Origin of the sequence: Salipiger bermudensis (assembly GCF_019801965.1) — a bacterium.
GTDB classification, from domain to species: Bacteria; Pseudomonadota; Alphaproteobacteria; order Rhodobacterales; family Rhodobacteraceae; genus Salipiger; species Salipiger bermudensis_A.
In genome coordinates this window covers 245,535-271,601 of record NZ_JAHVIA010000008.1, presented here as the reverse complement: position 1 = coordinate 271,601, position 26,067 = coordinate 245,535, and the positions used below count along the sequence as shown (strand labels likewise).

Sequence of the window (26,067 nt, the reverse complement as noted above, 5' to 3'; positions counted from 1 at the left end):
CCTCGCCCGCGCCGCTCATGGCAGCGGGATGAACTCCGCGTCATCGCCCGGCGGCAGGTGGAAACGGCCGTTTTCCCAGTCGCCCCGGCGCCACGCCTCCTTGGCCTCCTCGATGCGTTCCTTCGACGAAGCGACGAAGTTCCACCAGATATAGCGTGGCCCCTCCAGCGTTTCGCCGCCGAGCAGCATCACCCGCGCCCCGCGCGGGCCGGCCTTCAGCGACACCCGGTCGCCGGGGCGGAACACCATCATCTGCCCGGCCTCGTAGCTGGTGCCGGCCTGCTCTACCGAGCCCTCGACGACGTAGACGCCGCGATCTTCGTGATTGTCGGGCATCGGGATCGCCGCGCCCGCCTCGAGCACCGCGTCGGCGTAGAACATCTCCGACGCCGTCTCGACCGGAGCGCGCTCGCCCCAGGCATCGCCGAGGATCAGCCGCACCTGCTTACCCTCGCCCTCGAGGTAAGGCAGTGCATCGGCGGCGGCGTGCTGAAACAGCGGCGCGCGGTCCTCGTGATCCTTGGGCAGCGCCACCCAGGTCTGGATGCCGAAAAACGGCATCGGGTCGACCTGCGTCTCGTCATCGGTGCGCTCGGAATGGGTGATGCCGTGGCCCGCCACCATCCAGTTCACCGCGCCGGGCTCGATCCACGCATCGGTGCCGAGGCTGTCGCGGTGATGCATCCGGCCCCGGAACAGGTAGGAGATCGTCGCCAGCCCGATATGCGGGTGCGGCCGCACGTCCATGCCCCGCGTGGGCAGGAACTCCGCCGGCCCCATCTGGTCGAAGAAGATGAACGGGCCGACCATCTGCCGCTTCGGTGCCGGCAGCGCGCGCCGGACCTCGAAGCCGCCGAGATCACGCGCCCGCGGCACGATCAGCGTGTCGATGGCATCGACCTCGTCTCCGGTCGGGCAATGCGGGTCGAGTGCGGGGTTCCAGCTCATGACGTGTCTCCTCTCGGGGTGATGAGGATAAGATAACGCGATATCCGGCGCACGATAGGCCGATACGCGCGCCGTTTCTGTGCATCTTTGTGTAGGGGCTGGCGGCGGCGTTTCGTGCCAGACCGGCGTCGCTCGAGCGGTGGATGCTGCGCCGTGAGTATTTGAGGACGTAGAGAAGATGGGTGATGCGCGATGAGCCGGAGGCGGCGCGGCTTGAGGGGGGTGGAGAAGCCGTGCGTCTGACCGAAGGTGGCGCGGGATGTAGGTGTCGGGCCGTGAGTATTTGGAACGTAGAGAAGATGGGTGATGCGCGATGAGCCGGAGGTGGCGCGGCTTGAGGGGGGGGGTGGAGAAGCCGTGCGTCTGACCGAAGGTGGCGCGGGATGTAGGTGTCGGGCCGAAAGTATTTGGAACGTAGAGAAGAGCCAGAGCGTGGCCTTGGCCGGGGCGGCAAGGGGAACCGTGAGGACGGGGGCTTTCTTTCCGCGTGCGAGCGGTTATCTCTGGGCCATGACCCTGCACATTCCCTTCGACAACAGCTACGCCCGCCTGCCCGGCGCCTTCTACACAAAGCTCAAGCCCGCCACCGTGGCGCAGCCCAGCCTCGTGGCCTTCAACGAGGCGCTGGCCGCGGAGCTCGGCATTTCGGGCACCGACGACCCTAGGCTCGCGCCGGTCTTTGCCGGCAACGTGCTGCCCGAAGGCGCCGACCCGCTGGCGCAGATCTATGCTGGGCACCAGTTCGGGGGCTTCTCGCCGCAACTCGGCGACGGACGCGCGCATCTGCTGGGCGAGGTGGTCGACAAGGCCGGCATCCGGCGCGACATCCAGCTCAAGGGCTCCGGCCCTACGCCCTATTCGCGGCGCGGCGACGGGCGCGCATGGCTCGGGCCGGTGCTGCGCGAATACGTGGTCAGCGAGGCGATGCACGCGCTGAGCGTCCCCACGACCCGGGCGCTGGCGGCCGTGCGCAGCGGCGAGGACATTCTGCGCGAGCGCCCCCTCCCCGGCGCCGTGCTGACCCGCGTGGCGCAGAGCCACATCCGCGTCGGCACCTTCCAGCTGTTCTCCTCGCGCGGGCAATACGACGAACTGCAGACGCTCTACGATTACACCGTCGCGCGCCATTATCCCGGCGTGACCAGCCCCGACGAGCTGCTCGCCCGGGTCTGTGAGCGGCAGGCGGCGCTGGTCTCGCAATGGCTCAGCCTCGGCTTCATCCACGGCGTGATGAACACCGACAACTGCACGCTCTCCGGAGAGACCATCGATTACGGCCCCTGCGCCTTCATGGACCGCTACGATCCGAACCAGGTGTTCTCCTCGATCGACCGCTACGGACGCTACGCCTATTCCGCCCAGCCCGACATCATCGTCTGGAACATGGCCCAGCTCGCCACCGCGCTTGTGCCGCTGATGCCCGATGCCGATGACGGGGTGAAGGTCTTCACCGAGATCGTGCACGGCATGGCGGATCTGCTGCGCGCCGAGTGGCTCAAGCGCTTTGCCGCAAAGATCGGCATCAGTGCGCCCGAAGCGCAGGACGCGGCACTGATCGCCGAGCTGCTCGAGCTGATGCACAAGGGTCAGGCGGATTTCACCAACACCTTCCGGGCGCTGTTGGAAGATGGCGCGCGAGATCAGGTCACCGACCGGGAGGCGTTTGACGGCTGGGAGGCGCGCTGGCGCGAGCGCATCGAAGACGAGCCCGATCCCGAGGGGCTGATGCGGCGGAGCAATCCCGCCTTCATCCCGCGCAACCACCGGGTCGAGCAGATGATCGCCGCCGCGGTCGAGGGCGATGAGCGCTATTTCCATCACTTGAACGCGGTGTTGGCGCGGCCCTATGACGACCAGCCCGAGGCCGAGGAGTTGCGCCGCCCGCCGACCGAGGACGAAATCGTCCCGGCGACCTTCTGCGGCACCTGAGGCCCTGGCCTAGCGGCGGTTGATCAGCACGATCCCCGCCGCCACCAGCACCAGCGCGCCGAGGAAGCTCGGCCCCACCGGCTCGCCCAGCACCAGCCAGCCCATCGCCACCGCCAGCACCGGCGACAGGAAGCTGAAGGCGGCGACGTCGGAGGCGCGGTAGCGCTTCATCACGCCCATCCAGAAGGTGAAGCCTACGCCCACCACCACGACGCCCTGGAACAGCACGCCGCCCCAGTGCAGCAGGTTCGAATCGCGCAGTGGCGGGCCGAAGAGCGGCGCCAGCACCGGCAGAAGCAGCGCCGAGACCGCGACTTGCCACATCAGCTGCGCCTCGGCGCTCAGCCGCTCCGCCTGGCCCAGACGCACGGTGAGGATGATCCCCGCCCAGAGCAGCGCCGCAATCAGCGCCAGCGCGTCGCCGAGCCAATCCCCGGCGCTGCGGCTCTGCGGATCCCAGAGCGCCCAGCCGACCCCGGCCATCGCCAGCACCAGCCCCAGCAGCCTTGCCCGCGTCAGCCGCTCTCCGGGCAGCCAGAGATGCGCCGCCAGCGCCAGCCAGACCGGCATCGAGTAGAACACGATCGAGCCGCGCGACACGGTGGTGTGGTCGAGCGCGATGAACAGCGCCACGAATTCGGCCGAGAACAGCAGCCCGAGCAGTAGCCCGCCGGTCTTGGCCTGCGCCATGCCGGCAAGCGCACCAGGGCGGCGCCAGGCGATCCAGAGCCCTAGCACGAGGACCCCGATGGCCGAGCGCAACCCGGCGGAGAGCACCGGCGAGATGCCGGTATTGGTGAGTTTCACGACGACCTGGTTGAACGCCAGCAGCGTCGAGAACCCGATCAGCCCCGCCGCGCCGGCGAGATCCATGGAATTGCGCGTATTCATGCCCTCGGCTCAACACCGATCCGCGCGGGGCGTCAAGCAGATGCCCGCCGCGGGCGGGTTCGGATTTTCCTTCCCCGGCGCGGGGGCTTTCTGCCAAGGTGAGGGCAACGGAGACAATTCCGGGAGGAGGAAACCATGTCATTGATGGGAACGCTGGCGAAACTCGCCATCGGCTATGCCGCGGCGCGCGGCGTCGACAAGCTGTCCGGCGGCGGCGGCCTCGGCGCGCTGCTCGGCGGCGGCGCACAGGTCAAGGGTTCGGAGCCCGGCACCGATCTACAGGCGCAGATGGGCAAGATGTGGTCGGGCGACGCCGCCACGCCGCTGCAGGAGATGATGGCGAAGTTCCAGGAGACCGGCGCCGCCAACCCGCTGCAGGAGATGATGACCAAGATGCAGGAAGGGGGCTTCGGCGCGATGTTCGGCGCCGCGGGTCTTTCGCCCTCGGATGTGAGCGGCCCCAAGGGCGGCCTGCTCTCGGCGCTGTCGGGAGAAGGCGGCGCGGGCCTGCCGGCGATGTTCGCCGCCGCGGGCGGGGCCGCGGCGATGAGCGGCAAGGGCGTCGGCGCCATGCTCGACCAGGTCAGTGCCGTCGGCACCCCGCCCGAGGCCGAGCGCGCCGCGGGCCTGATGCTGCGCGCGATGATCCAGGCGGCGAAATCCGACGGCGGCATCGACAAGGCGGAGCAGGCCAAGATCCTCGAGACCGTGGGCGAGGATGCCTCCGCCGAGGACCTCGCCTTCGTGAAGACCCAGCTTGCGGCACCGGTCGATCCCGAGACACTGGCGGCCGAGACGCCCGAGGCGCAGAAGGCGCAGGTCTATGCCGCCTCGCTGATGACCATCCGGGTCGATACCGATGCCGAGGCCGAGTATCTCGACCGTCTTGCCAAGGCGATGGGCCTGTCTGAGCTGGTGGTCAACCAACTGCACATGCAGATGGGATTGCAGCCGCTCTATTCCTGAGCCACTCTGCCCGCAGAGTTCCGCCCCGTCCGGCCCGCGCCGGGCGGGGCTGGCTTTTGCCCAATCGCAGGAGATCCCCATGCCGCGCTCGTCCCGCTATGGCATCGCGCTTGCCACGTTCGGTGCGCTGGTGCTGACACCGGACGCGCTGTTGATGCGGATCTCCGGGCTTGACGGCTGGCAGATGCTGGCCTGGCGCGGCTTTGGCGTGGGGGCGGTGTTCTGGCTCGGCTGGCTGCTTCTCGCGCGGCACGAGGCACCGCTGCACCGTCTGCTCCGCCCGGCCGGCCTGGTGCTGATCGTGGCGCAGTATTTCAACGCGCTGCTGTTTCCGATGGCGATCGCCGCGGCGCCGGTGGCGGTGGTGCTGCTCGCGGTCGCGACCGTGCCTGTCTGGGCAGCGCTGCTGTCGTGGCTGGCGCTCGGTGAGCCCACCAGCCGGGCCACCTGGGCCGCCATAGCGGCGGTGTTGGCGGGCATCGGCATCGCGGTCTCGGGCCATGGCGATCTCGCGGTGAATGCCGCCGCCCTCACCGGCGCGCTCTGCGGGCTGGGCGTGGCGCTGAGCCTTGCCACCACCTTCGTCAGCCTGCGCCGCGCGCCGGAGCTGCCGCTCTTGCCAGCGCTTGGTACCGGGGCGCTGCTTGCAGGGCTCACGGGGCTGCTGATCGCCGGGCCGGAGCGCATCGGCGACGGAAATGTCGGCGCGATCCTCGTCACCGCGCTGCTGATCCTGCCGGCCTCGTTCTTCTCGCTGTCGCAGGCCTCGCGCTACACGCAGGCCGCCAATGTCAGCCTGCTGATGCTGCTCGAGACTGTGCTGGGCCCGCTTTGGGTCTGGATCGGGCTGGGCGAGGCACCAACCGCGCGGATGCTCGCGGGGGGCGCCATCGTCCTGGTGAGCCTCGCGCTCTACATCCTGCTGCCGCAGCGCCGGCGCCCGGCGCCCGAAGCCGCCCGAGACGCGACCTGAGTTCAGTCGAGCTGGATGTTGACCCGGCGGTTCTGCCGGCCCTTGTTCTCGACCTTGCCGATGCGGATGCGGCCGATCTCGCCGGTGCGCGCGACGTGGGTGCCGCCGCAGGGCTGCAGGTCGATCTGTTCCTCGCCCGACCCGATGCGCACCAGCCGCACCGCGCCCTGACCGCGCGGCGGCTGAACCGTCATGGTCTTGACCAGCGCCGGGTTGGCATCGAGCACCGCCTCCTCGACCCAGTCGGCGCTGACCGCGAGATCCTGCTCGACGAAGCCGTTGAGCAGGGCCTCGAGCGCCTCGCGGCTGTCGGGCAGCTCGGAAGAAGCGAAATCGAGCCGCCCGTGGCCGGCGCTGATATTGCCCCCGGTGACCGGAAGCGGCACCACCACCGACAGCAGGTGCAGCGCGGTGTGGACGCGCATGTGCCGGTGCCGCCGATCCCAATCGAGACGCTGGGTCACCATGGTGCCGGGCGCCGGCAGCGGCAGCGGCTCGGCCGGGACGAGGATGACCGCGTCGCGCTCCCCCTTCACCGCCGTGGCGATGCCGATGCTGCCGCCCTGCCAGTCGAGCCGCCCGCTGTCCCCGGGCTGGCCGCCGCCCCTGGGATAGAACACCGTCCGGTCGAGTATGATGCCGCCCTCTGGCGTGTGCGCGCGGACCACGCCGGGGGCATCGCGAAGATAGGCATCCTCGCGGAACAGCGCTTGCGTCATCGGCCGCCGTCTCCGCCATCGCCAGCACCACCGCCACCATCGCCATCGGCATCGCCATCGCGCCCGGCGGGTACGATGCCCGAGCGCGTCGATTGCTCATCCGCCGCACGATCATGCGCCTCGCGGTCCTCGGGCGCGGCATCGTCCTTCCCGGCCCCCGGCTTGGCCGTCGGCTCCCGATCCGGGAACAGCACCTCGGGATTGCGCAGCCAGACATCGCGCTGCGCGAACGGGATCTCGATGCCTTCCTCGGCGAAGCGCCGCGCGATCTCGTGGTGGAAATCCGAGGTCACGATGAGCTTCTGCCCGACATCGCGGATGATCGCCCGGATCACGAAATTCAGCGAATCCGCACCGAACTCCTCGAAGGTGACCATCGGCTCGGGGTTGAGCAGCACGAGATCGTGCTGGCGCACGATGCGCAGCAGGATGTCCTGCACCTTTCGGGTGTCGCTGCCATAGGCCACGCCCACCGTCATCACCACGCGGCCGATGACGTTGCCTCGGGTGTAGTTGGTTACCGTGCCCGAGACGAAATCCGAGTTCGGCACGATCAGGTCGGTGCGGTCGAAGGTCTCGATCCTTGTCGAGCGCACCGAGATATCCTTGACGATGCCGTGGTTGCCGTTGACCTCGATCCAGTCGCCCTCGGAAATCGGGCGCTCGATCAGCAGGATGATGCCGGAGACGAAGTTCGACACTATGGTCTGCAGGCCGAAGCCGATGCCGACCGAGAGCGCACCGGCGACGATGGCGAGCGAAGACAGGTCGAGCCCGGCGGCCGTCACCGCGATCAGGGCGGCGAAAAAGATGCCGATATAGCCCAGCCCCGCGACCAGCGCGTTCTGCCCGCCGGGATCGATCTTGGTCTTGGGCAGGATCGAGGTCCGCAGACCGCCCTGCAGCATCCGGGTGACAGTGTAGCCGATCGCGAAGACGATGGCGAAGGTCAGGAAATCGCTCGGCGAGATCCGCGTGTCGCCGACCTCGATGCCCTCCTTGAAGCGGGTCCAGAGCTCAGTCAGGTCGGCGATGCGCGCGCCCCAGATCAGCGCCAGCACCGGGACCTGGAGCAGCAGCAGCACGAAGCCCGCCAGCACCGGGGTCAGGCTGTCGGAGGCCTGCGGATCGCGCCCGGTGATCAGCTCGTAGAGATCGTTGACGAAGCGCTGCAGCACCAGCACCGTCGCGAGCAGGGCGAGCGTGCGGATGGTCGGATAGATCAGCCCCTGCCCGACCGCGTCATAGCCGATCCCCGACATCACCGGCGCCACGATGGCGACGAAGATGGTCAGCCGGCCGACGGTGCGGGCGATGCGCAGGCGAAAGGTCGAGCCCTCGAGCAGCGTCCCCTCGGACTCGGTCTCGTCGCTGAGCTTGGTCAGGATATGCCCGAGCCGCCACAGCATCACCGCGCAGAGCAGCAGCACCGGGTAGTCGAGCACCACCTGCACCTCGTCGGGATAGGCGAAGATCTCGCCGATGGTCGCTCCGGCGGAGCGCAACACCAGCAGGATCGCCAGCAGGTTGGCATAGTAGCGCGCCTCGCGGCGCTGCTTCGGCGGCAGCGGCAGCGTGGCGATGTCGTCGTTGCGGTTGAAGCTCTGGTCGGCCAGCCAGCGCACGATCATCAGCGCCGCGCCCCAAACCGGGATCATCTCGAGCACGCGCTGGAGATTGACACCGGCGAAGCTTGAGGCGCGGAACGCCGCGACCAGCATGACGAGCCCCATGAAGGGCAGGATGATGCGGATGATCGAGGCGATGAAGCCCCAGACCCCGGAGCCGCGGCGCGTGGTCGAGCGCAGCCACTCGATGAACTTGTCGATCCAGACCGGCCCGCGCGCCACCAGCAGCGCCGCCAGCACAAGCAGGAGCAGGATCACCGGCAGGTTCCGCCGCGCCTCGGACCGCTTGATGTCGGACAGGATGTTCTGCCGCAGCTCGTTCACCAGGCTCTGCCCGGACTGGACCAGCGCCGAGCCGGCCTCCGGCCAGAGCGTCGGATTGAGCGGTGACGGCCCGAGCGACAGAAGCGCATCGGCCTGCCGGGTCCGCACAATCGTGTCGATTTCGCGGATCAGCCCGTCGGCCTGGGTATGGGCCTCCTGCGCCCGCCTGACCGGCGCCTGCATGCGCTGCAGCTCGTCGTTGAGTTGCCCGCGCCGAACGGCGATGGCCTCGGGCTCGGTCTCGCCTTCCGCCGGGGGATCGCCGAGCGCGTCGAGCTGCGATTGCAGCGTCTGGATGCGGCTGGCATTGTTGCTCTCGGCCTGCAGGAAGGTGTCGCGCCAGCCGGCGAGCGTGCTGCGCAACGCCTCGAAGGCCTCGGTCGACGCCTCGCCATTGTCGATGGCCTCTTCGGCCCGGCCGGCGATCTGGCTCCAGCTTTCATAGTCGATGCTCTCGTCCTGCGCGCCGGCCATCCCCGCGCTCAGCGCGAGGACGAGCCACAGGGCAGCGACGCGCAACCAGCGCAGCATCGGGATCACAGGTCCTCGAAGACACCGGGGATGGAGGCCGGCGCGCGATCGAGCCACGACGGCACCGGCAGCCCCTTGCCCTTCAGGAACTCGGGGTTGAAGAGCTTCGACTGGTAGCGGTTGCCGAAGTCACAGAGCACGGTGACGATGGTGTGGCCCGGGCCAAGCTCCTTGGCCATCTTGATCGCGCCGGCGACGTTGACGCCCGAGGAGCCGCCAAGGCAGAGCCCCTCTTCGGCCAGCATGTCATAGACCACCGGCAGCGCCTCCGCGTCGGGCACGCGGCAGGTGAAATCGGGGGTGAAACCCTCGAGATTGGCGGTGATGCGGCCCTGCCCGATGCCCTCGGTGATCGAGTCGCCGGGGTTCTCCTGCCCGGTATAGATCTTGTAGAGCCCGGCGCCCTCGGGATCGGCCAGGCCGATCTTCACGCCCTTGGGCTGCAGTGCCTGCGCCACGCCCGCCAGCGTCCCGCCGGAGCCCACGGCGCAGATGAAGCCGTCGACCTTGCCGCCGGTCTGTTCCCAGATCTCGGGGCCGGTGGTTTCCACGTGGGCCTGCCGGTTGGCGACGTTGTCGAACTGGTTGGCCCAGATCGCGCCATGCTCGGCGGTGCGCGCCAGCTCCTCGGCCAAACGGCCGGAATAGCGCACGTAGTTGTTGGGGTTCTTGTAGGGGGCGGCGGGGACCTGCACCAGTTCGGCGCCGGCAAGACGGATCATGTCCTTCTTTTCCTGCGACTGGGTCTCGGGAATCACGATCACCGTGCGGAAGCCCATCGAGGCGCCGACCAGCGCGAGGCCGATGCCGGTGTTGCCGGCAGTGCCTTCGACGATGGTGCCGCCGGGCTCGAGAAGGCCCTTCTCGACCGCGTCGCGGATGATGTAGAGCGCCGCGCGATCCTTGACCGACTGGCCGGGGTTGGCGAATTCCGCCTTGCCCAGAATGGTGCAGCCGGTCATCTCGCTGGCTTTGCGCAGCTTGATGAGCGGCGTGTGTCCGATCAGATGCGCAAGATCCTGTGCAACCCGCATGGGTGCCTCCCCTTTGTCTCGGTCTGGTCGACAGGTTTAGGGCGGGCCCAAGGGGAACTCAAGCGTTCCGGCGCAACTCCTCACGATGACGTGCCAGCCAGAGGATCATCATCGCCAGCGGGCCGACATTGACCTCGCCACTGTCGCAAAGTTCCAGCGCGCGCTCGAAGGGGATGACATGGTTGCGGATGTCCTCGTGCTCCTCGTCGAGCCCGCCCATGCCATTGTCGGCCTCCGACAGCGCGCAGAGCCCGAGGAAGCAGTGGAAGAACTCGGTGGTGTAGCCCGGCGAGGCATAGACCTTGGCCATCGGGCGCAGCTCGCGGATCGTCAGCCCCGCCTCCTCGTGCACCTCGCGCAGCGCGCAGCTTTCCGGGCTCTCGCCGGCATCGACCAGCCCGGCCACGGGCTCGAGCACCGAGGGATAGGGATCGCCGCGCAGCACCGGGCCGTAGCGCAGCTGCTCGATCAGCATGACCCGGTCGGTCGCCGGATCGTAAGGCAGCACGAGCGCCGCGTCATAGGCGACGAAGCCCTCGCGCGGAAATGCCTCGGTCATGCTGCCGTCGAAGCGCCGCTGGCGCAGCTCGAAGGCCCGCAGGCGGAAGAAGCCCTCGTGGCCCGGACGGTCGCGCAGGATCTCGACGCTGTCGAGGCCACGATCGGAGCGCAGCGTCTGCGGCGCGCCGCGCTTGGCAATCACCTGCGCCCAGGCGCGGGCGGCGATGTAGGGCCGGATGCCGGCGATCTCCGAGAGCCCGGAGCGGCCATATTGCGCCATGATCTCCTGCGCCGTGCGCACCGCGAGCGCGCCCCATTCCGCCGCCCATTCCGACAGATGGAAGAGCGGCCCGCACTCCTGCGGCGGGCAGGCGCGGCATTCGACCAGCACCGGAACCCGCGCGCCGCTCCCGGTCAGCGCCTCGCGCTGCTGCAGCCCGTCGCCGAAACCGCCCGAGAAGAACTCGAGCCGCGCCATGTCCTCCTCGGACAGGCCGCGCAGGAGCATTCCCTCGGCGGCGGTCCCGGGGGCCGCGCAGAGCACGGCCTCGGGCACGCCCTTGCCGGTGCCGTAATAGACCGAGACATCGGGCAGCATCGCCGGCTCGACGGCGATGTCGGGCCCCAGGATCTCGGTCAGGACCGGGCGATGGCACAGCGTGCCAAAGACGAAGATGTCGGGCATCAAGCCTCCCTCAGCGCCAGTGGCGCGACGCGATTTCCGAGAACACGGCGGTCACCAGCGCGCCAATGGCGAGCAGGAAGGCAAGCCCGGTGTCGAGCAGATAGGCGCCGTACTCCAGCGCGATCTCGAAAACGCCGTTCACCGCATCCATCGGTCCGCTGTAGCGATGACGCATCGCCAGTTCCCACATGTCGACCAGCGAGTAGACCAGCAGACACCAGAACACGAGCATCACGGTCGCGGTGATGCAATGCGAGATCGCAGCCGCCATGCCGCGCCCGGCGCGCGGACCGACGATGATCCAGCCGCAGAGGAAGCCGACCGCGGCGTTGATGTAGTTGAAATTGCCGAAGCGCTGGATCTCGTCGAACAGCAGCTTGATGTATTCCGATGCGACATAGGCCATGCCCGCCATGCAAAGGGCTGCGATTAGGCGGGCGGCGGTGAACATCGGCGGGCACTTTCGGTCGTTGTCGGGCTCGGGATCGGGCTCTGGATCCCACCGATAATCCACGCCCGCCGCGCCGAGACAAGCCGAACCGCCGCCCGTCGACCATCGGAAAGGCGGAATGTGTCGGTTGCGGAACACGGGGAGAGCGAGTGCTTCAGAAATCCCGGTTCTCATAGGCCTCGAGCGCCGCCTTGCGCCCGTCATCGGCGCTCACGATCGGATCGGGATAGGCATCCTCCGGCGCCATTGCCCAGCTCTTGGGAATGGCGTCGAAATAGCTCAGGGCGGTTTTGGGCGGCTTGCCCTGCCCCTCGGCGATCCAGCGGTTGACGTAGACCTTGTCGGGATCGAACTTCTCGCGCTGGGTGATCGGGTTGAAGACCCGGAAATAGGGCGCCGCGTCAGGCCCGCTGCCGGCGGTCCATTGCCAGCCGAGCGCGTTCGAGGCCGGATCCCAGTCGATCAGGCAATCCTCGAACCAGTGCATGCCGATCTTCCAGTGGCACATCAGGTGCTTGGTGAGATAGCTCGCGACGATCATCCGGGCGCGGTTGTGCATCCGCCCGGTGACATACATCTCGCGCAGCGCCGCGTCGACGAAGGGAATGCCGGTGCGCGCCCGCTTCCAGGCGATGACCTCCTTGCGGCGCTCGTCCTCGTTCCACGGGAAAGACGCCCATTCCTCGCGCCAGCTGCTCTCGGAAAGATGCGGCGTGTGCCAGAGCAGGTGATAGGCGAACTCGCGCCAGACCAGCTCCTTGGCCCAGGTCTCGGCGCCCTCCTTGCCAGCGTCCTTGGCGCGCATCGCCGCGTGCCAACATTGCGCCGGGCTGATTTCGCCAAGCGCGAGGTTCTCCGACAGCGTCGAGCAGCCATCCTCGGCGACGAGGTTCCGGCCCTTGTCGTAGTCGGCGATCTTGCCGGAGGTGAAGGCGCCGAGCCGCGACTGCGCCGCGCGCTCGCCGAGCTGCACATAGGGCTCGACCACCGCCGCGCCGCGCCGCATGGCGTCGCCCAGCTTCCAATCCTCGAGGGCATCGCTGTCGGGCCAGCTTCCTGGCGAGGCGAGCTTCGACGGCGCGGCCAGCGGCTCGGGCACGTCGCGTTCGCAGACCGCGCGCCAGAACGGCGTGTAGACCTTGTAGAAACCGCCCTGCTTGGTCTCGACGGTCCACGGCTCGAAGAGCAGATGACCGGCAAAGCTCTGAGCATCGATCTCGCGGTCCTTGAGCGCCGACTTGACCGCGGTGTCACGCTCGACCGAGGCGGGATCATAGGCGCGCTGCCACCAGACCGCGCCGGCGCCGGTCTCGTCGATGAGCGCCTCGAGCACTTCGCGCGCGGGGCCGGCGCGCAGGATCAGCCGGCTGCCCTTCTCAGCGAGCGCCTCGCCATAGCATCCGAGCCCCAGTCCGAGCCGCCATTTCGGCGCGGCGCCGAGCCCGTCGACCGTGTGGTCGCGGATGAAGACCGGGATCACCGGGCGGCCCGACTTGCCGGCCTCGTGCAGCGCGGCGTGGTCGCTCAGCCGCAGATCGCGGCGGATCCAGACGATGATGGGGCTCGTGTCGCTCATGCTGTCCTCGCGTGGTTCCGCGTGGAAGATAGCGCCCCGCGCCACGGGTCAACCGCCTCGGCCTGCCTTGTCGGGCGTTTACAGCTCCCGGTCGAGCGCCACGATCAGCTGGTCGACCTCCTCCGGCGAGGTATAGTGGGTGAAGGACAGGCGCAGCACACCGGCCTCGGGATCGATGCCCATCGCCTGCAGCGGGCGGACGGCGTAGAAATCGCTGCCGCCGGCCATCACCTTGTGATCCGCCAGCCGCCGCGCCACCGGCTCCGCCGCCCCCTGCAGCGCCACCGCCACCGTGGGCGCGCGGGTCTCGGCGGTCTTCGGCCCCAGCAGGCGCACGGAGTTGCGCGCGCTGAGGAAGTCGAGCAGCGGCTGCATGAGGGCGACCTCGTGGCCATGCATGAGCCCTGCCACCTCGCGCGGAGCGACGCCGTGATGCGCGGCCAGCGCCTCGACGTAATCCACCATCCCGGCGCAGGCGGCGACCTGCGCGTGATCCGGCCCTGCCGGGGTGAACTTCTTGTAGAGCGTGCCGCCATTGAAGAAATGCGCCTGATTGGGCAGCGCCTCGGCCAGCGCCCGGCGCACCACCATGATGCCCTGATGCGGCCCGAAGGTCTTGTAGGCCGAGAACAGGTAGATGTCGCAGCCCAGCTCGCCCACATCGGGGAAGCCGTGCGGCGCATAGCTCACGCCGTCGACGCAGGCGAAGGCCCCTGCGGCATGGGCCAGCGCGGTGATCTCGGCCACCGGGTTGATCTCGCCCACCACGTTGGAGCAATGCGGGAAGCAGACCAGCCGGACCTTCTCGTCGAGCAGCTTTTCCAGCGCTGCCGGGTCGAGATGGCCGGTCTCGGGGTCGATCTTCCACTCGCGGATCTCGATGCCCTCCTCGGCCAGCCTGCGCCACGGGCCGGAATTGGCCTCGTGATCCTGGTTGGTCACCACGATGGCCTCGCCGGGCTGGATGAACTTGCGAAAGGCCTGCGCCAGAACATAGGTGTTCTGCGTGGTCGAGGGGCCAAAGCTCAGCTCCTCGGTCTCCACACCGAGCAGCGCGGCCAAGCGTGTGCGGGCCTCGTCCATCTCGGCGCCGCCGGCCTCGGAGGCCGGGAACGGTGCGTAGGGCTGCACCTTGCGCTGGTGGTAGAACCGGGTGAGCCGGTCGATCACCGGCTGGCAGGTATAGGAGCCGCCGGCATTCTCGAAAAAGGCCCAGCCCTCGAGCGACGGCTCGGCAAAGGCGGGAAACTGCCCGCGGACGAACTCCAGATCCAGCATGATCGCGACTCCCGTGATTTCAGCCGCAACAAACCGGCTGCGGCATGGGGCGTCAAGGCGATCACTGGCTCCCGACGAGAACTCTCACGCGATTGTCGGCGGATACAACGCGAGGGCGACAGCGCCTCTCCCCGACTGCGCCGAATTGAGAGCGCTGCCGATCGCCCTCGTCGCTGCACGGCCCCGCAATGCCGGGCCAGAACGAAAAACGCGGGCCCGAAGGCCCGCGCTCTGGATCTTTCGCGATCGCGGAACGCGATCAGGTGTTGCGACGCTCCGCCATCAGGCCGCGCCAGATCGCCCAGCACATGATCAGCAGCACGATGGTGAACGGAAGACCCGTCGAGATCACCATCGATTGCAGCGACGACAGGCCGCCCGCCGAGAGCAGCAGCACGATGGCCACGGCGCCCTCGAAGACGCACCAGAACACCCGCTGCGGCACCGGCGCATCGACCTTGCCGCCGGCGGTGATGGTGTCGATCACCAGCGAACCGGAGTCCGACGAGGTCACGAAGAACACGATCACCAGAATGATGCCGATCAGCGAGGTGATCGAGGCCAGCGGCATCACGTCGAGCATCTTGAAGAGCTTGACCGGCAGGTCAGCCTCCTGCGCGGCGGTGTAGCCGTCATTGAGCACCTGCTGGATGGCGTTGCCGCCGAAGACGCTCATCCACAGCACGCAGACAAGGCTCGGGATCAGCAGCACGCAGACCACGAACTCGCGCACCGTGCGGCCGCGCGACACGCGGGCGATGAACATGCCCACGAACGGCGACCAGGAGATCCACCACGCCCAGTAGAACGAGGTCCAGCCCTGCATGAAGTTGACGTCTTCACGGCCCACCGGGTTCGACAGCGCCGGCAGGTATTGCAGATAGGCGCCGAGATAGTCGAGGAAGCCCGTGAGCAGCGCCATGGTGTGGCCCGCCAGCAGCACGAAGAGCAGCAGCAGGAAAGCCAGGCCCATGTTGATCTCGGAGAGCACCTTGACGCCGCCGTCGAGGCCGCGCAGCACCGAGACCAGCGCGATCGCGGTGATGCAGGAGATCAGGATCACCTCGGTGGTCGAGCTGATGGCGATGCCGAAGAGCTCGTTGAGGCCGGCATTGGCCTGGGTCGCGCCGAAGCCCAGCGAGGTTGCGAGGCCGAAGAGCGTCGCGAACACCGCCAGAACGTCGATGATGTGGCCCCACCAGCCCCAGACGCGCTCGCCGAGGATCGGGTAGAAGGCCGAGCGGATGGTGAGCGGCAGGCCCTTGTTGTAGGAGAACAGCGCCAGCGCCAGCGCCACCACCGCGTAGATCGCCCAGGGGTGCAGGCCCCAGTGGAAGATCGTCGCGGCAAAGGCCAGCCGGGTCGCGGCCTCCTCGTTGCCCTCAGCGCCGCCGAGCGGCGCCCAGTCGGTGCGCACGCCGTTCTCGCCCATGGTCACGCCGCCCATCGAGGACGAGAAGTGGCTCATCGGCTCCGACACCCCGTAGAACATCAGGCCGATGCCCATGCCGGCGGCGAACAGCATCGCGAACCACCCGGCATAGGTGTAATCCGGCGTGGCATCCGCGCCGCCGAGCCGCACCGAGCCCACCGGGGTCACGATCAGCAGCAGGCAGAAGATCACGAAGATGTTGGCGGCCCCGAGGAAGAACCAGTCAAAGCCCTTGGTCACGCTGTCGAAGAGCCAGCTGAACACCGATCCAGCCTGCTCGGGCAGCGCCAGCGTGTAGAACACGAAGGCAATGACGGCGAGGCCGGAAATGGCGAAGACGGGGTTGTGGATGTCGAGCCCGAAGGGCCCGATCTGGGTTTCGATATTGTCCTGACCGATGACGTAATCGGTATCGATGAGATCCGCGTTGCCTTCTGGCGCGGGGATCCCCTGGTCGTCGCTCGTGTCACTCATGGCACGAAACTCCCTCTTGTTGTTGTTGTCCGGTCTCTTGCCTGCGCTGTCAGCGCACCAGCATCACCGAGATCTTGGCTTGGGTGGCGATGCTGCCGCCATTCGCCGGCCACCAGTGGTCGGCGACATTGGGGATGTGGCTCGCCATCACCACCAGATCGGCCTTCACCTCGCCCACCGCCTTGAGCAGCGTGGGGTCGAGATCGATGCTCGGATCGTGGCTGGCATAGGCCTTTGCCTCGGTGGAGATGCCGCGCAGCGCGGCCTGGTCGGCGGCGAAAGCGGCAAGCTTCTCGGCGTATTCCTTCGGTGTGTGGGCGATGGCCGACGGTTGTTCCGTCGTGACGCCGACATAGATCACCGTCGCGCCGTAATGCGCTGCAAGATCGGCGGCGCAAAGCAGCGCCTTCTCGAGCCGCGCGGCATGGGTCAGGTCGACCGGCACCATGATGCGTTCGAACACGTGTCCCTCCTGTGTCCAGGTTACCCGGGTTGATCCCGGCTTTTCGGCCGCCGCCCGCCCCCGGCCAAGGGCGCGGAAGCGCGGCGTCGGCCCGTGATTACGGCGATGTGGCAAAACATCGCCGATGACGCAGGGTAGCGCACCTAACCGTGAAGGCAAAAAGGGACAAGGCGGATAAACGTCTAAAAACGACATTTATCTGCAAAACCGACTCAGGAAGTCGCGCTAAGGTTGATCACCCCGCCACGTCGACGACGACCCGGCCCTTGACTTGGCCGTTCAGGATGTCGGCGCCGAGCTGCGGCAGGTCTTCCAGCGTCGCGGGCTTCACCATCGCCTCGAGCTTGTCCATCGGCAGGTCGCGCGCCACCCGGCGCCAGGCCCGAAGGCGGTTGTCGAAGGGCTGCATGACGCTGTCGATGCCCAGGAGGTTGACGCCGCGCAGCAGGAACGGGATCACCGTGGCCGGCAGCTGAGCGCCGCCCGCCAGCCCCACCGCGGCGACCGAACCGCCATAGCACATCTGCCCCAGCACCCGGGCCAGCATCGCCCCGCCAACCGCGTCGACGCAGCCGGCCCAGCTCTCGCTCTCCAGCGGGCGTTTCACGGTCTCGGCCAGATCCGCTCGCGGCACGATGTGCGACGCCCCGAGCCCGCGCAGGTAGTCCTCCTGCTCCGGCCGCCCGGTGACCGCGGCCACCTCGTAGCCCAGATGCGCCAGTACCGCCGTCGCCACCGAGCCGACGCCGCCCGCCGCCCCGGTCACCAGCACCGGCCCCTTGTCCGGGCTCAACCCGTGATCCTCGAGCGCCATCACCGCCAGCATCGCGGTGAAGCCCGCGGTGCCCACCGCCATCGCCGCGCGGGTGTCGAGCCCCTCGGGCAACGGCACCAGCCAGTCGGCCTTGACACGAGCCTTCTGCGCGTAACCGCCCCAATGCGCCTCGCCGACGCGCCAGCCGGTCAGCACCACCTTGTCGCCGGGCTTGTAGCGGTCATCCTCCGAGCTCTCGACGGTGCCGGCGAAATCGATCCCCGGCACGTGCGGATAGTTCCGCACCAGCCCGCCGCCCGGCCCGATGCAGAGCCCGTCCTTGTAGTTCAGCGTCGAATACTCGACCGCCACGGTGACCTCGCCCTCGGGCAGATCCTCCAGCCCGATCTCGCGCACCGCCGCGGAGGTCTTGCCGCTCTCCGCGTCCTTCTCGACCACAAGCGCCTTGAACATCTCGTCTCTCCTCTCCGCCCGCCGCCGGCAGGCTCCTTCTCTGGTTCTCAAATACCTCGGGGTGAATGCCGCCCACCGGGCGGCAGAGGGGCAGCGCCCCTCCCTTTCCCGAGCCTCAGAGCCAAGGCCCCTCGCCCGGCATGAAGGCGAGATCGCTGACCCAGCCGCCCCCGCCCGCCGCCGTCACCATCGCATGCACCTGGCCACGGTGATGGGTCTGGTGGTTGAACATATGCGCCAGGCACTGGCCCAGAGGCTTGACCTGCTCACGCCCCGTCGCACCGGAGTACCAGCGCAGGTCGCCGGTCAGATCCAGCGCGCCGAGCCGCTCGGCCCAGAGCAGGATCCGCCCGTCCGCCCGGAAGCGCTCGGCGCCCCAGGCCGCGAGCGTCGGCGTCAGCCCGGTGCTGCCATCGATCCCGATGGCGGGCTTGGGCCAGTCCGAGACCCGGCTCATCCACATCGCGTCGGCCCAGAGCAGGTGGTTGACCGTGGCAAAGACCGAGCCGAAGAACGCGCCGCGATCGCGGCGCAGCTCGGCCTCGGGCAGCGCCTCCAGCGCCGCCTTCATCTGACGGTTCTGCCACGCGTTGTAGCGCGCCATGCTCAGAACGTAGTCCGGGGACAGCATCTCAGCCGGCTCCTTCTTTCGTCGCACCGGGGCCAAAGCGGCGACTCGGCGCTGGACAGCCAATTGTCTGACAATTAAACAGCCCCTCATGTCGCCTGCAAGCACCCCGAAAACCGATCGCTCCACCGAGATTGCCAGCGCCCTGCGCGATGCCATCGTCACGGGCAGGTTGCTGGTCGGCGACCGTCTGCCCTCCGAGGCCGAGCTCGCGGAGCAATATGGCGTGTCGCGCCCGACGGTGCGCGAGGCGCTGAAGCGGCTGGCGGCGCAATCGCTGATCCGCACCCAGCGCGGCGCCACCGGCGGCGCCTTCGTCAACCACCTCTCCTACGAGGCGGCGCATGGCCAGCAGATCACCACCTCGACGCTGCTCCTGTCGATGAACGCCATCGCCTTCGAGACCGCCTGCGAGGCCCGCTTCGCGATGGAGCGCGCCTGCGCGCCGCTGGCCTGCGCCCGGCGCGAGGCGCAGCACCTGACCACCATGCGGGACGAGATCGCGCGCCAATCCGATGCGGCGCTGAGCGACGAGGATTTCTGCGCCTCCGACGTCGCCTTCCATCGCGCGCTGGTCGACGCGGCGCAGAACCCGGTGCTGTCCTACCAGCTGGCCGGCGCGGTCGAGGCGATGCAGCCGCTGATGAACATGATCACCTTCACCGCCCGCGACCGCGCCCGCATCGTGGCGCTGCACGGCGCGGTGGCCGAGGCGCTCGAGGCGCAGGATGCGCGCGCCTGCGAAGCCGGGCTGACGGCGCTCGAGCGCTACACCATCGATCTCGCCGCCGCCGTCATGGCGCGGCGGGCGGCAAAGGCGACGGCGCGGCCCGCGACCTGAGCCAGAGGTTCAGCCGCCAGGTGCCCCAGGCCAGCGGGATCGCCGTGAGACCGGCGATAACATAGGCCAGCGGCTCGTCGTAGAAGCTCTCGAAAAGCTGCGTGTAGGCGTGGATCGCGGCGAAGGTCAGCGCCGCGTTGAACATCCCGCGCTGGTTGCGCAGCCCGGCCCAGACCAGCATCGCGATCAGCGCCAGCGCCCAGAGCACGGTGAAGACATGGTGCGAGATCACCAGCGTCGAGGCGCGGAACGCCTCACGCGCGGCGCTGAACTCTTCCCAGGACATTTCACCGAAGCGATAGCGGCCCGGCCCCCAGATCTGCTCGCCCACCACGTCGCCCCAGAGCGAGCCCACCAGCGCGCAGAGATTGGCCACCACGAAGGCCAGCATAATCAGCACCCGCGCATGCCGTGCCAGCCGCTCGGGCGCGCGCCCCGCGAGCCACAGACAGCCAGCGATCAGCAGCCCCATCTGCAGGATCGAGAGCGTCGGCTCCGGCGAATAGAACACGTAAGCAGCGTGGAAATAGAAGGTCGAGGTGTCGAGCATCTGCGCGAAGGGCACGATGGCCAGCGCCGTGACCAGCCGCAGGTCGATGCGCCAGCCGCCCCAGGCGAGCAGCGCAGCGGTGTAGAGGTAATAGAGCGTGATCGGCAGCCCCGAGACCTCGTTGCGCCCCATCAGGTAGGCGAGGCCACCGAGATGCAGCGCGAGCCCCATCAGCAGGATTGCCGCGGTGGCGAAGCGCGCCGCCTCGCCCGCCCGCCTGAGCGCCAGCGCCGCCAGCGCTGCGATCACCGCACCCACCACCGCCATCGGCCCGCCGGCCGTCTCCGGATGCTTGTCGAGCAATTCCACCGCGCCGCCGCCGAGCAGCATCCCGGCCCCGATCAGCGTCGCGGCATTGCCGAACATGCGCAGCATCGTGCCACCGCGCAGCAGCACGAGGAGCCCGCAGAGCAGCGCCAGCGCGCCGCCGATGGCAACCGCCAGCGGGCTTGCCAGCCAGAGGATCAGACCGCCGGTGGCCGCGAGAATGCCGAAGACCAGCACGGCGTTCACCGCCAGCCCGATCATCGCCTCGCGTGCCCGGACCTCGATCTCGCCCGCCTGCTCGGGCGTGATGATTCCGTCCGCCACCAGACGGTCTGTATCCGCGACCGCGTGCATCGCCTTGTCCTTCGCCATGTATCCTGCGCGCAGATAACGGGATTTCGGCCTCCCCCTGCAAGCCCCGCGCCCCTGCATGGCGCGCTCCGGACGGCTTCGAGCCAAAGAGACGCAACGTCACTTCGCACCGGAATGCCGTCGCGCCGAACGCGCGGGCAAGTCCCGCTTGGGGATGCTGCGATCGCACACATGCAATTCCGCGCATCTCCGCAGTATTGGGTATTCACACCGCATCACGGGTCCGTTAGCGTTTGATCCCGGCAGATGGAGACTGCCGAACGCCCCCGGGAGAGGGCGACGGAATGACAGGGAGGACACCCAATGAAAAAGACCTTCGCGGCCGCGGTAGCGGCCTCTTTTGTGATGACCGGCGCGTCTTCGGCGCAGGAACTCTTCGAAATGACCAGCGGCTACGCCAACAACCTGCCGATCCTCGGCACGGCGTCGGTCAACTTCGTCGACAAGATCAACTCGATCTCGACCGAGGTGGAGTTCGAGCACTTCAACCCCGGTGAGCTGGTGCCCGCGCTCGAGATGCTCGACGCAACCTCGAACGGCTCGGTCGACGCGGCCTATTCGACCTCCGGCTACTGGCAAGGCAAGATGAACGCCGCCGGCCTTTTCGCCGCCGTGCCCTTCGGCCCCGAGCCGGGCGAGATGCTGGCATGGATGCTGTACGATGACGGCATGAAGTACTTCCAGCAGATGTATGACGACAACGGCTATAACGTGAAGGTCATCCTCTGCGGCATGTACGCGCCGGAAACCTCGGGCTGGTTCAAGAAAGAGATCAACTCGATGGAGGACCTGCAGGGCCTCAACATGCGCTTCTTCGGCCTCGGCGCGGAAGTGATGCAGAAGCTTGGCGTCTCGACTTCGCTGCTCGCCGGCGGCGACATCTTCCCGGCCCTCGAGCGCGGCGCGATCGACGCGACCGAGTTCTCGATGCCGCTGGTGGACGCCAATCTCGGCTTCTACAACATCGCGAAATACAACTACTTCCCCGGCTGGCACCAGCCCTCGACCATGTTCGAGCTGCTGATCAACAAGGACCGCTGGGAAGAGCTCGACGAGATCGCCCAGAACCAGATCGAGATCGCCTGCATGGCCAACCTCGCCGACAACTTCGCCGAGGGCGAAGCCAAGAACTTCCCGGCGATGAAGGAAAACGTCGACCAGCACGGCGTCGAGATCAAGAACTGGAACGAGGAGCAGCTTCAGCAGTTCGAGAGCGCCTGGCTCGAGGTTGCCAGCGAGCTTGGCGCCGAAGACCCGTTCTTCCAGGAAGTCTGGGACGACCTGCAGCAGTTCCGCCAGGACTACAAGCTCTGGTCGAACAACATCTACCTGCCGCGCCCCTACACTTCGGTCGCCGACAAGTAATCCGGAATTCATCCATAAAGACCAAGGCCGGGGCGGCATCTCTGCCCCGGCCACGCATGCTTGAGGGAGGCAGGCTCGATGTCCGAGCAAACCGAGGTCGTGGCCGCGATCTCCGATCCGGGAGAGATCGGGCGCGCCGAACATAACCGTGGCGACCGTTTCGTCATCCAGGTCTCGAACCTGGCAGCTTGGCTGTTTCCGATCCTGATGATCGCGATCTGCTGCCAGGTGGTGCTGCGCCAGATGGGCCACAACCAGGCCTGGCTCGACGATCTGCAATGGTGGCTCTATGGCGCCGCTGTGCTGATGGGGATCGGCTATGCCGTCACCACCAACAGCCACGTGCGCGTTGATATCTTCTACGACAATTTCGAGAAGCGGAAGCGCATCCGCACCGACATTCTCGGACTGGCCTGGCTGTTCCTGCCGTTCATCATCCTGTGCTGGGACGTGACGCTCGACTACGCGATCACCTCGATCCGCGCCGACGAGGGCTCCGACAGCCCCAACGGGCTGCACAATCTCTGGATCATGAAGGGCTTCATGAACATCGCCTTCATCTTCATCGCCATCGCGGTGTGGGCGACCTATGTGCGCCTGCTCGGCAAGCTCACCCGGCCGGCGCTGTGGAAGCAGCTGCTCTTCGCCTTCCCCTCGGTGGCCTATGCCATCAACCTCGTCTGCTATTACGCGATCTACGGCGTGGCCTATGTCACCCGCGATCCCGAGATGAGCGCCCGCGACGTGAGCCGCCTTCCGATCTTCGGCGAATGGGAGTTCGGCCAGCACGAGATGCGCTGGACCATCCTCATGGCCCTCATTCTGACCGTGCTCGCCATCGTCGTGGCGCGCCTCTTCGACCGCAAGGACGCCTGACATGGAGTGGCTGACCATCAATGAAATCGCCGTCGCGGCGATGTTCGCCACCTTCATCTGGATGCTGTTCCGAGGCATCCCGGTGGCCTTCGCGCTGGTGGGCGTGAGCCTCGTTTTCGTGCTCATCGCCGAGATCGGGCTCGACCCGTATCGCCGGTTCTGGGGCGAGATCATGGCCTTTGACCGCACCGGCATCGACTATCGCAAGCTGCAGGCGCTGTCGGGCCGGATCTTCGGCAACACCATCAAGAACCCCGTGCTCGTCGCGCTGCCGATGTTCATCTACATGGGCCTGATGCTCGACCAGTCGGGCGTGGCGCAGCGCATGATGCACGCCATGCAGAAGCTCTTCGGCGGGCTGCGCGGCGGCCTGTCGCTGACCGTGCTGCTAATCGGCATCATCCTCGCCGCCTCGACCGGCGTGATCGGCGCCTCGGTGACGCTGCTGGGCGTGATGGCGCTGCCCGCGATGATGGCGCAGAACTACTCCAAGCCCATCGCCACCGGCACCATCGCCTCGGCCGGAACGCTGGGCATCCTGATCCCGCCGTCGATCATGCTCGTCATCATGTCGGACCAGCTGGCGATCTCGCTCGGCGACCTGTTCATGGGCGCGCTGTTCCCGGGCCTGATCCTCGGCGCGCTCTACATCCTGTTCATCGTGATCTACGGCTTCATCTCGCCCGATGCGATGCCGGCGCCCGAGCGCACCTCGCGCATCGGCTGGCACGAGGTCAAGGAAGTGCTGGTCGCCGTGGTGCCGCCGATGTTCCTGATCCTTCTGGTGCTGGGCTCGATCTTCGTGGGCCTCGCGACGCCGACCGAAGCCTCCGGCCTCGGCGCGCTCGGTGCGACACTGCTGGCGCTGTTTGCGCGCAAGCTGAACTGGAAGGTGTTCCGCGAGGTGGCGCGTTCGACGCTCAACACCTCTGGCTACATCGTCGGCATCTTCCTCGCGGCCAACTTCTTCGCCTATGTGCTGCGGCGCTACGGCGGCGACGAGATCGTGCAGGAGCTGGTGCTCTCGGCCTTCGACAGCCCCTACTGGACCGTGGCCTTCATCCTGTTCATCGTGTTCTGCCTCGGCTTCCTGCTCGACTGGATCGAGATCACCATCATCATCATGCCGCTGATGCTGCCGATCATCCAGGGGCTCGAGCTGGCGGTGCCGGGCTATGACCAGGTGCGCGATCCGCAGGTCGTCTGGTTCGCCATTCTCGTGGCGGTGACGCTGCAGACCTCGTTCCTGACGCCACCCGTGGGCTTCGCGCTGTTCTACCTCAAGGGCGTCTGCCCGCCGGGGGTGTCGCTGGCGCATATCTACCGGGGCATCATCCCCTTCGTGATCCTGCAGCTCATCGGCCTGTTCATCGTGTTCGAGTTCCCGCAGCTGACCACCTGGCTGCCATCGGTGGCCTACGGGAACTGACCCGGGACCAGTGCTGACACCGGCTCTCTCTGGCCGCGCCTCGCAAGGGCGCGGCCAGTCTGCATTCCGGGCCCTGCGTCACGGCGCCGCCCCGCCCCGCGCCGACAGCTGGCGCTTCCGACAACGCAAAGGGCCCGCCGGCATCACGCCGGCGGGCCCTTGTTGTTCGTGGCTGCTCGTCCGGTGCTGCGCCGCGGCTCTTCCGAGCGCGGCGCGCGCCTCCCGAGGGAGGATCAGCCGTGCGCGGCCTGCGGCTGGTCGTCCCGCAGCGAGGTCAGTTCCTCGGCCACGAGGAAGGCCAGCTCGAGCGATTGCGACGCGTTGAGGCGCGGATCGCAGGCGGTGTGGTAGCGATCGCTGAGGTTCTCGTCAGAGACCGCGAAGACGCCGCCGGTGCACTCGGTCACGTCCTGGCCGGTCATCTCGAAATGCACGCCGCCCGGAACGGTGCCCTGCTCGCGGTGAACGGCGAAGAAATCGCGCACCTCGCGCAGCACCGAGTCGAAGGGCCGGGTCTTGTAGCCGCTGGCCGACTTGATGGTGTTGCCATGCATCGGGTCGCAGACCCAGACCACGTTGGCGCCTTCGCTACGCACCGTCTCGATCAGGCGCGGCAGGTGCTCGGCGGCCTTGCCGGCGCCGAAGCGGGTGATCAGGGTCAGGCGGCCGGCTTCGTTCTCGGGGTTCAGCTTGGCCATCAGGACCTTGAGATCCTCGGAGGTCATGCTGGGGCCGCACTTGAGGCCGATCGGGTTCATCACGCCGCTGGCAAACTCGACATGCGCGCCGTCGGGCTGACGGGTGCGGTCGCCGATCCAGATCATATGGCCGGAGCCCGCGAGCCACTTGCCGGAGGTCGAGTCGATCCGGGTCAGCGCCTCTTCGTACTCGAGCAGCAGCGACTCGTGCGAGGTGTAGAAATTGACCTGGTGCAGCGCCGCCGAGCGGTGGCTGTCGACGCCCGCCGCCTTCATGAAGTCGAGCGTGTCGCCGATGCGGTTGGCCATGTCGCGGTAGCGCGCGGCCTTTTCGCCCTCGGTGAAGCCCAGCGTCCACTGGTGGACCTGGTGCACGTCGGCATAGCCGCCGGTCGAGAAGGCGCGCAGCAGGTTCAGCGTCGCCGCCGCCTGGGTGTAGGCCTGCAGCATCTTCTGCGGGTTGGGCTTGCGCGCTTCGGGGGTGAAGGCCAGCTCGTTGATGATGTCGCCGCGGAAGCTCGGCAGCTCGACGCCATCCACCGTCTCGGTGGGCGCGGAGCGTGGCTTGGCGAACTGGCCGGCCATGCGGCCCACCTTCACCACCGGCACCTTGGCGCCATAGGTGAGGATCATCGCCATCTGCAGCATCACCTTGAAGGTGTCGCGGATCGCGTTGGCCGAGAACTGGTCGAAGGCCTCGGCGCAATCGCCGCCCTGCAGAAGGAAGGCCTCGCCGCGCGATGCCTTGCCCAGCTCGTCACGGAGACGGCGGGCCTCGCCTGCAAATACCAGCGGCGGATATTTCGAAAGCTGCGCCTCGACGGCCTCCAGCTCGGCCTGATCCTGATACTCGGGCATCTGGATCCGGGGCTTGTTTCTCCAGCTCGACTTGGTCCACTCACTCATGGCTCTCTCCCACGCGGTCTCCGTTAGCGAAAACGTCTGGAGCCTGTATCAAAGCAGGTGCGAGAAGACCATAGGAAATGCAGGTGATCTCTTGACGGGTTTTG

Annotated in this window: 22 protein-coding genes; 7 read left to right on the top strand and 15 right to left on the bottom strand. The window is 67.6% G+C overall.

Annotation, left to right across the window (positions count from 1 at the left end; translation table 11 throughout):
- Window positions 1-15: 15 nt before the first annotated feature.
- The gene (locus tag KUV62_RS18645) at window positions 16-948 is read right to left on the bottom strand and encodes a pirin family protein (protein ID WP_222605233.1); all 933 of its coding nucleotides are present in this window, start codon (window positions 946-948) and stop codon (window positions 16-18) included.
- A 510-nt stretch (window positions 949-1,458) separates the two neighbouring features.
- Between KUV62_RS18645 and KUV62_RS18640 the strand changes: the two genes are divergently transcribed.
- Complete coding sequence (locus KUV62_RS18640; protein ID WP_222605232.1) at window positions 1,459-2,877, top strand: protein adenylyltransferase SelO; 1,419 nt, start codon at window positions 1,459-1,461, stop codon at window positions 2,875-2,877.
- Window positions 2,878-2,886: 9 nt separating this feature from the next.
- On the opposite strand, the gene KUV62_RS18635 is transcribed toward KUV62_RS18640, so the two are convergent.
- Complete coding sequence (locus KUV62_RS18635; RefSeq protein ID WP_222605231.1) at window positions 2,887-3,768, bottom strand: DMT family transporter; 882 nt, start codon at window positions 3,766-3,768, stop codon at window positions 2,887-2,889.
- Window positions 3,769-3,903: 135 nt separating this feature from the next.
- Between KUV62_RS18635 and KUV62_RS18630 the strand changes: the two genes are divergently transcribed.
- Together KUV62_RS18630 and KUV62_RS18625 are read left to right on the top strand one after the other, a co-directional pair.
- Window positions 3,904-4,734, top strand: coding sequence for a tellurite resistance TerB family protein (locus KUV62_RS18630; protein WP_222605230.1), 831 nt, complete (start codon window positions 3,904-3,906; stop codon window positions 4,732-4,734).
- A gap of 79 nt (window positions 4,735-4,813) precedes the next feature.
- Complete coding sequence (locus KUV62_RS18625) at window positions 4,814-5,707, top strand: DMT family transporter (protein ID WP_222605229.1); 894 nt, start codon at window positions 4,814-4,816, stop codon at window positions 5,705-5,707.
- A gap of 2 nt (window positions 5,708-5,709) precedes the next feature.
- Here KUV62_RS18625 and KUV62_RS18620 read toward each other — a convergent pair whose 3' ends face one another.
- The 11 genes from KUV62_RS18620 to KUV62_RS18570 form a co-directional block, all read right to left on the bottom strand.
- Window positions 5,710-6,426, bottom strand: coding sequence for an alanyl-tRNA editing protein (locus KUV62_RS18620; protein ID WP_222605228.1), 717 nt, complete (start codon window positions 6,424-6,426; stop codon window positions 5,710-5,712).
- A complete protein-coding gene (locus KUV62_RS18615) occupies window positions 6,423-8,909 on the bottom strand; it encodes a DUF3772 domain-containing protein (protein ID WP_222605227.1) in 2,487 nt (828 codons plus the stop codon). The genes KUV62_RS18620 and KUV62_RS18615 overlap by 4 nt, the downstream gene beginning before the upstream one ends.
- A 5-nt stretch (window positions 8,910-8,914) precedes the next feature.
- Entirely contained in the window at window positions 8,915-9,943 is a 1,029-nt protein-coding gene (locus tag KUV62_RS18610) for a cysteine synthase A (RefSeq protein ID WP_222605226.1), read from the bottom strand.
- Window positions 9,944-10,001: 58 nt separating this feature from the next.
- Entirely contained in the window at window positions 10,002-11,129 is a 1,128-nt protein-coding gene (locus KUV62_RS18605; protein WP_222605225.1) for an NUDIX domain-containing protein, read from the bottom strand.
- A 10-nt stretch (window positions 11,130-11,139) separates the two neighbouring features.
- Window positions 11,140-11,643, bottom strand: a complete 504-nt coding sequence (locus tag KUV62_RS18600) for a TrgA family protein (RefSeq protein WP_315901594.1) — start codon at window positions 11,641-11,643, stop codon at window positions 11,140-11,142.
- 91 nt (window positions 11,644-11,734) lie between these two features.
- Entirely contained in the window at window positions 11,735-13,156 is a 1,422-nt protein-coding gene (locus tag KUV62_RS18595; protein ID WP_222605224.1) for a cryptochrome/photolyase family protein, read from the bottom strand.
- 78 nt (window positions 13,157-13,234) lie between these two features.
- Window positions 13,235-14,434 carry an aminotransferase class V-fold PLP-dependent enzyme gene (locus KUV62_RS18590; RefSeq protein WP_222605223.1) on the bottom strand — a complete coding sequence of 400 codons (1,200 nt, stop codon included), beginning with the start codon at window positions 14,432-14,434 and terminating at the stop codon, window positions 13,235-13,237.
- Window positions 14,435-14,693: 259 nt separating this feature from the next.
- Entirely contained in the window at window positions 14,694-16,340 is a 1,647-nt protein-coding gene (locus KUV62_RS18585; protein WP_222605222.1) for a BCCT family transporter, read from the bottom strand.
- A 49-nt stretch (window positions 16,341-16,389) separates the two neighbouring features.
- Window positions 16,390-16,803, bottom strand: coding sequence for a universal stress protein (locus KUV62_RS18580; RefSeq protein WP_222605221.1), 414 nt, complete (start codon window positions 16,801-16,803; stop codon window positions 16,390-16,392).
- Window positions 16,804-17,038: 235 nt separating this feature from the next.
- Entirely contained in the window at window positions 17,039-18,031 is a 993-nt protein-coding gene (acuI, locus tag KUV62_RS18575) for an acryloyl-CoA reductase (protein WP_222605220.1), read from the bottom strand.
- Between the two features lie 115 nt (window positions 18,032-18,146).
- Entirely contained in the window at window positions 18,147-18,662 is a 516-nt protein-coding gene (locus KUV62_RS18570; RefSeq protein WP_222605219.1) for a DinB family protein, read from the bottom strand.
- Between the two features lie 88 nt (window positions 18,663-18,750).
- Here KUV62_RS18570 and KUV62_RS18565 point away from each other — a divergent pair, with 88 nt between their 5' ends.
- Complete coding sequence (locus KUV62_RS18565; protein WP_222605218.1) at window positions 18,751-19,500, top strand: FadR/GntR family transcriptional regulator; 750 nt, start codon at window positions 18,751-18,753, stop codon at window positions 19,498-19,500.
- On the opposite strand, the gene KUV62_RS18560 is transcribed toward KUV62_RS18565, so the two are convergent.
- A complete protein-coding gene (locus KUV62_RS18560) occupies window positions 19,454-20,689 on the bottom strand; it encodes a hypothetical protein (protein ID WP_261395754.1) in 1,236 nt (411 codons plus the stop codon). The two genes, KUV62_RS18565 and KUV62_RS18560, sit on opposite strands and share 47 nt — an antisense overlap.
- Window positions 20,690-20,992: 303 nt before the next feature.
- Between KUV62_RS18560 and KUV62_RS18555 the strand changes: the two genes are divergently transcribed.
- The 3 genes from KUV62_RS18555 to KUV62_RS18545 all read left to right on the top strand — a co-directional run bounded on the left by KUV62_RS18555 (window position 20,993) and on the right by KUV62_RS18545 (window position 24,359).
- Window positions 20,993-22,054: a TRAP transporter substrate-binding protein gene (locus KUV62_RS18555; RefSeq protein WP_222605217.1), complete on the top strand. Its 1,062-nt coding sequence runs from the start codon at window positions 20,993-20,995 to the stop codon at window positions 22,052-22,054.
- Window positions 22,055-22,132: 78 nt separating this feature from the next.
- On the top strand, window positions 22,133-22,930 hold the full coding sequence (locus KUV62_RS18550) for a TRAP transporter small permease subunit (RefSeq protein WP_222605216.1): 798 nt from the start codon (window positions 22,133-22,135) through the stop codon (window positions 22,928-22,930).
- Between the two features lies 1 nt (window position 22,931).
- Window positions 22,932-24,359 carry a TRAP transporter large permease subunit gene (locus KUV62_RS18545; protein WP_222605215.1) on the top strand — a complete coding sequence of 476 codons (1,428 nt, stop codon included), beginning with the start codon at window positions 22,932-22,934 and terminating at the stop codon, window positions 24,357-24,359.
- Window positions 24,360-24,592: 233 nt separating this feature from the next.
- Here KUV62_RS18545 and KUV62_RS18540 read toward each other — a convergent pair whose 3' ends face one another.
- A complete protein-coding gene (locus KUV62_RS18540; protein WP_222605214.1) occupies window positions 24,593-25,963 on the bottom strand; it encodes a class II 3-deoxy-7-phosphoheptulonate synthase in 1,371 nt (456 codons plus the stop codon).
- Window positions 25,964-26,067 lie beyond the last annotated feature (104 nt).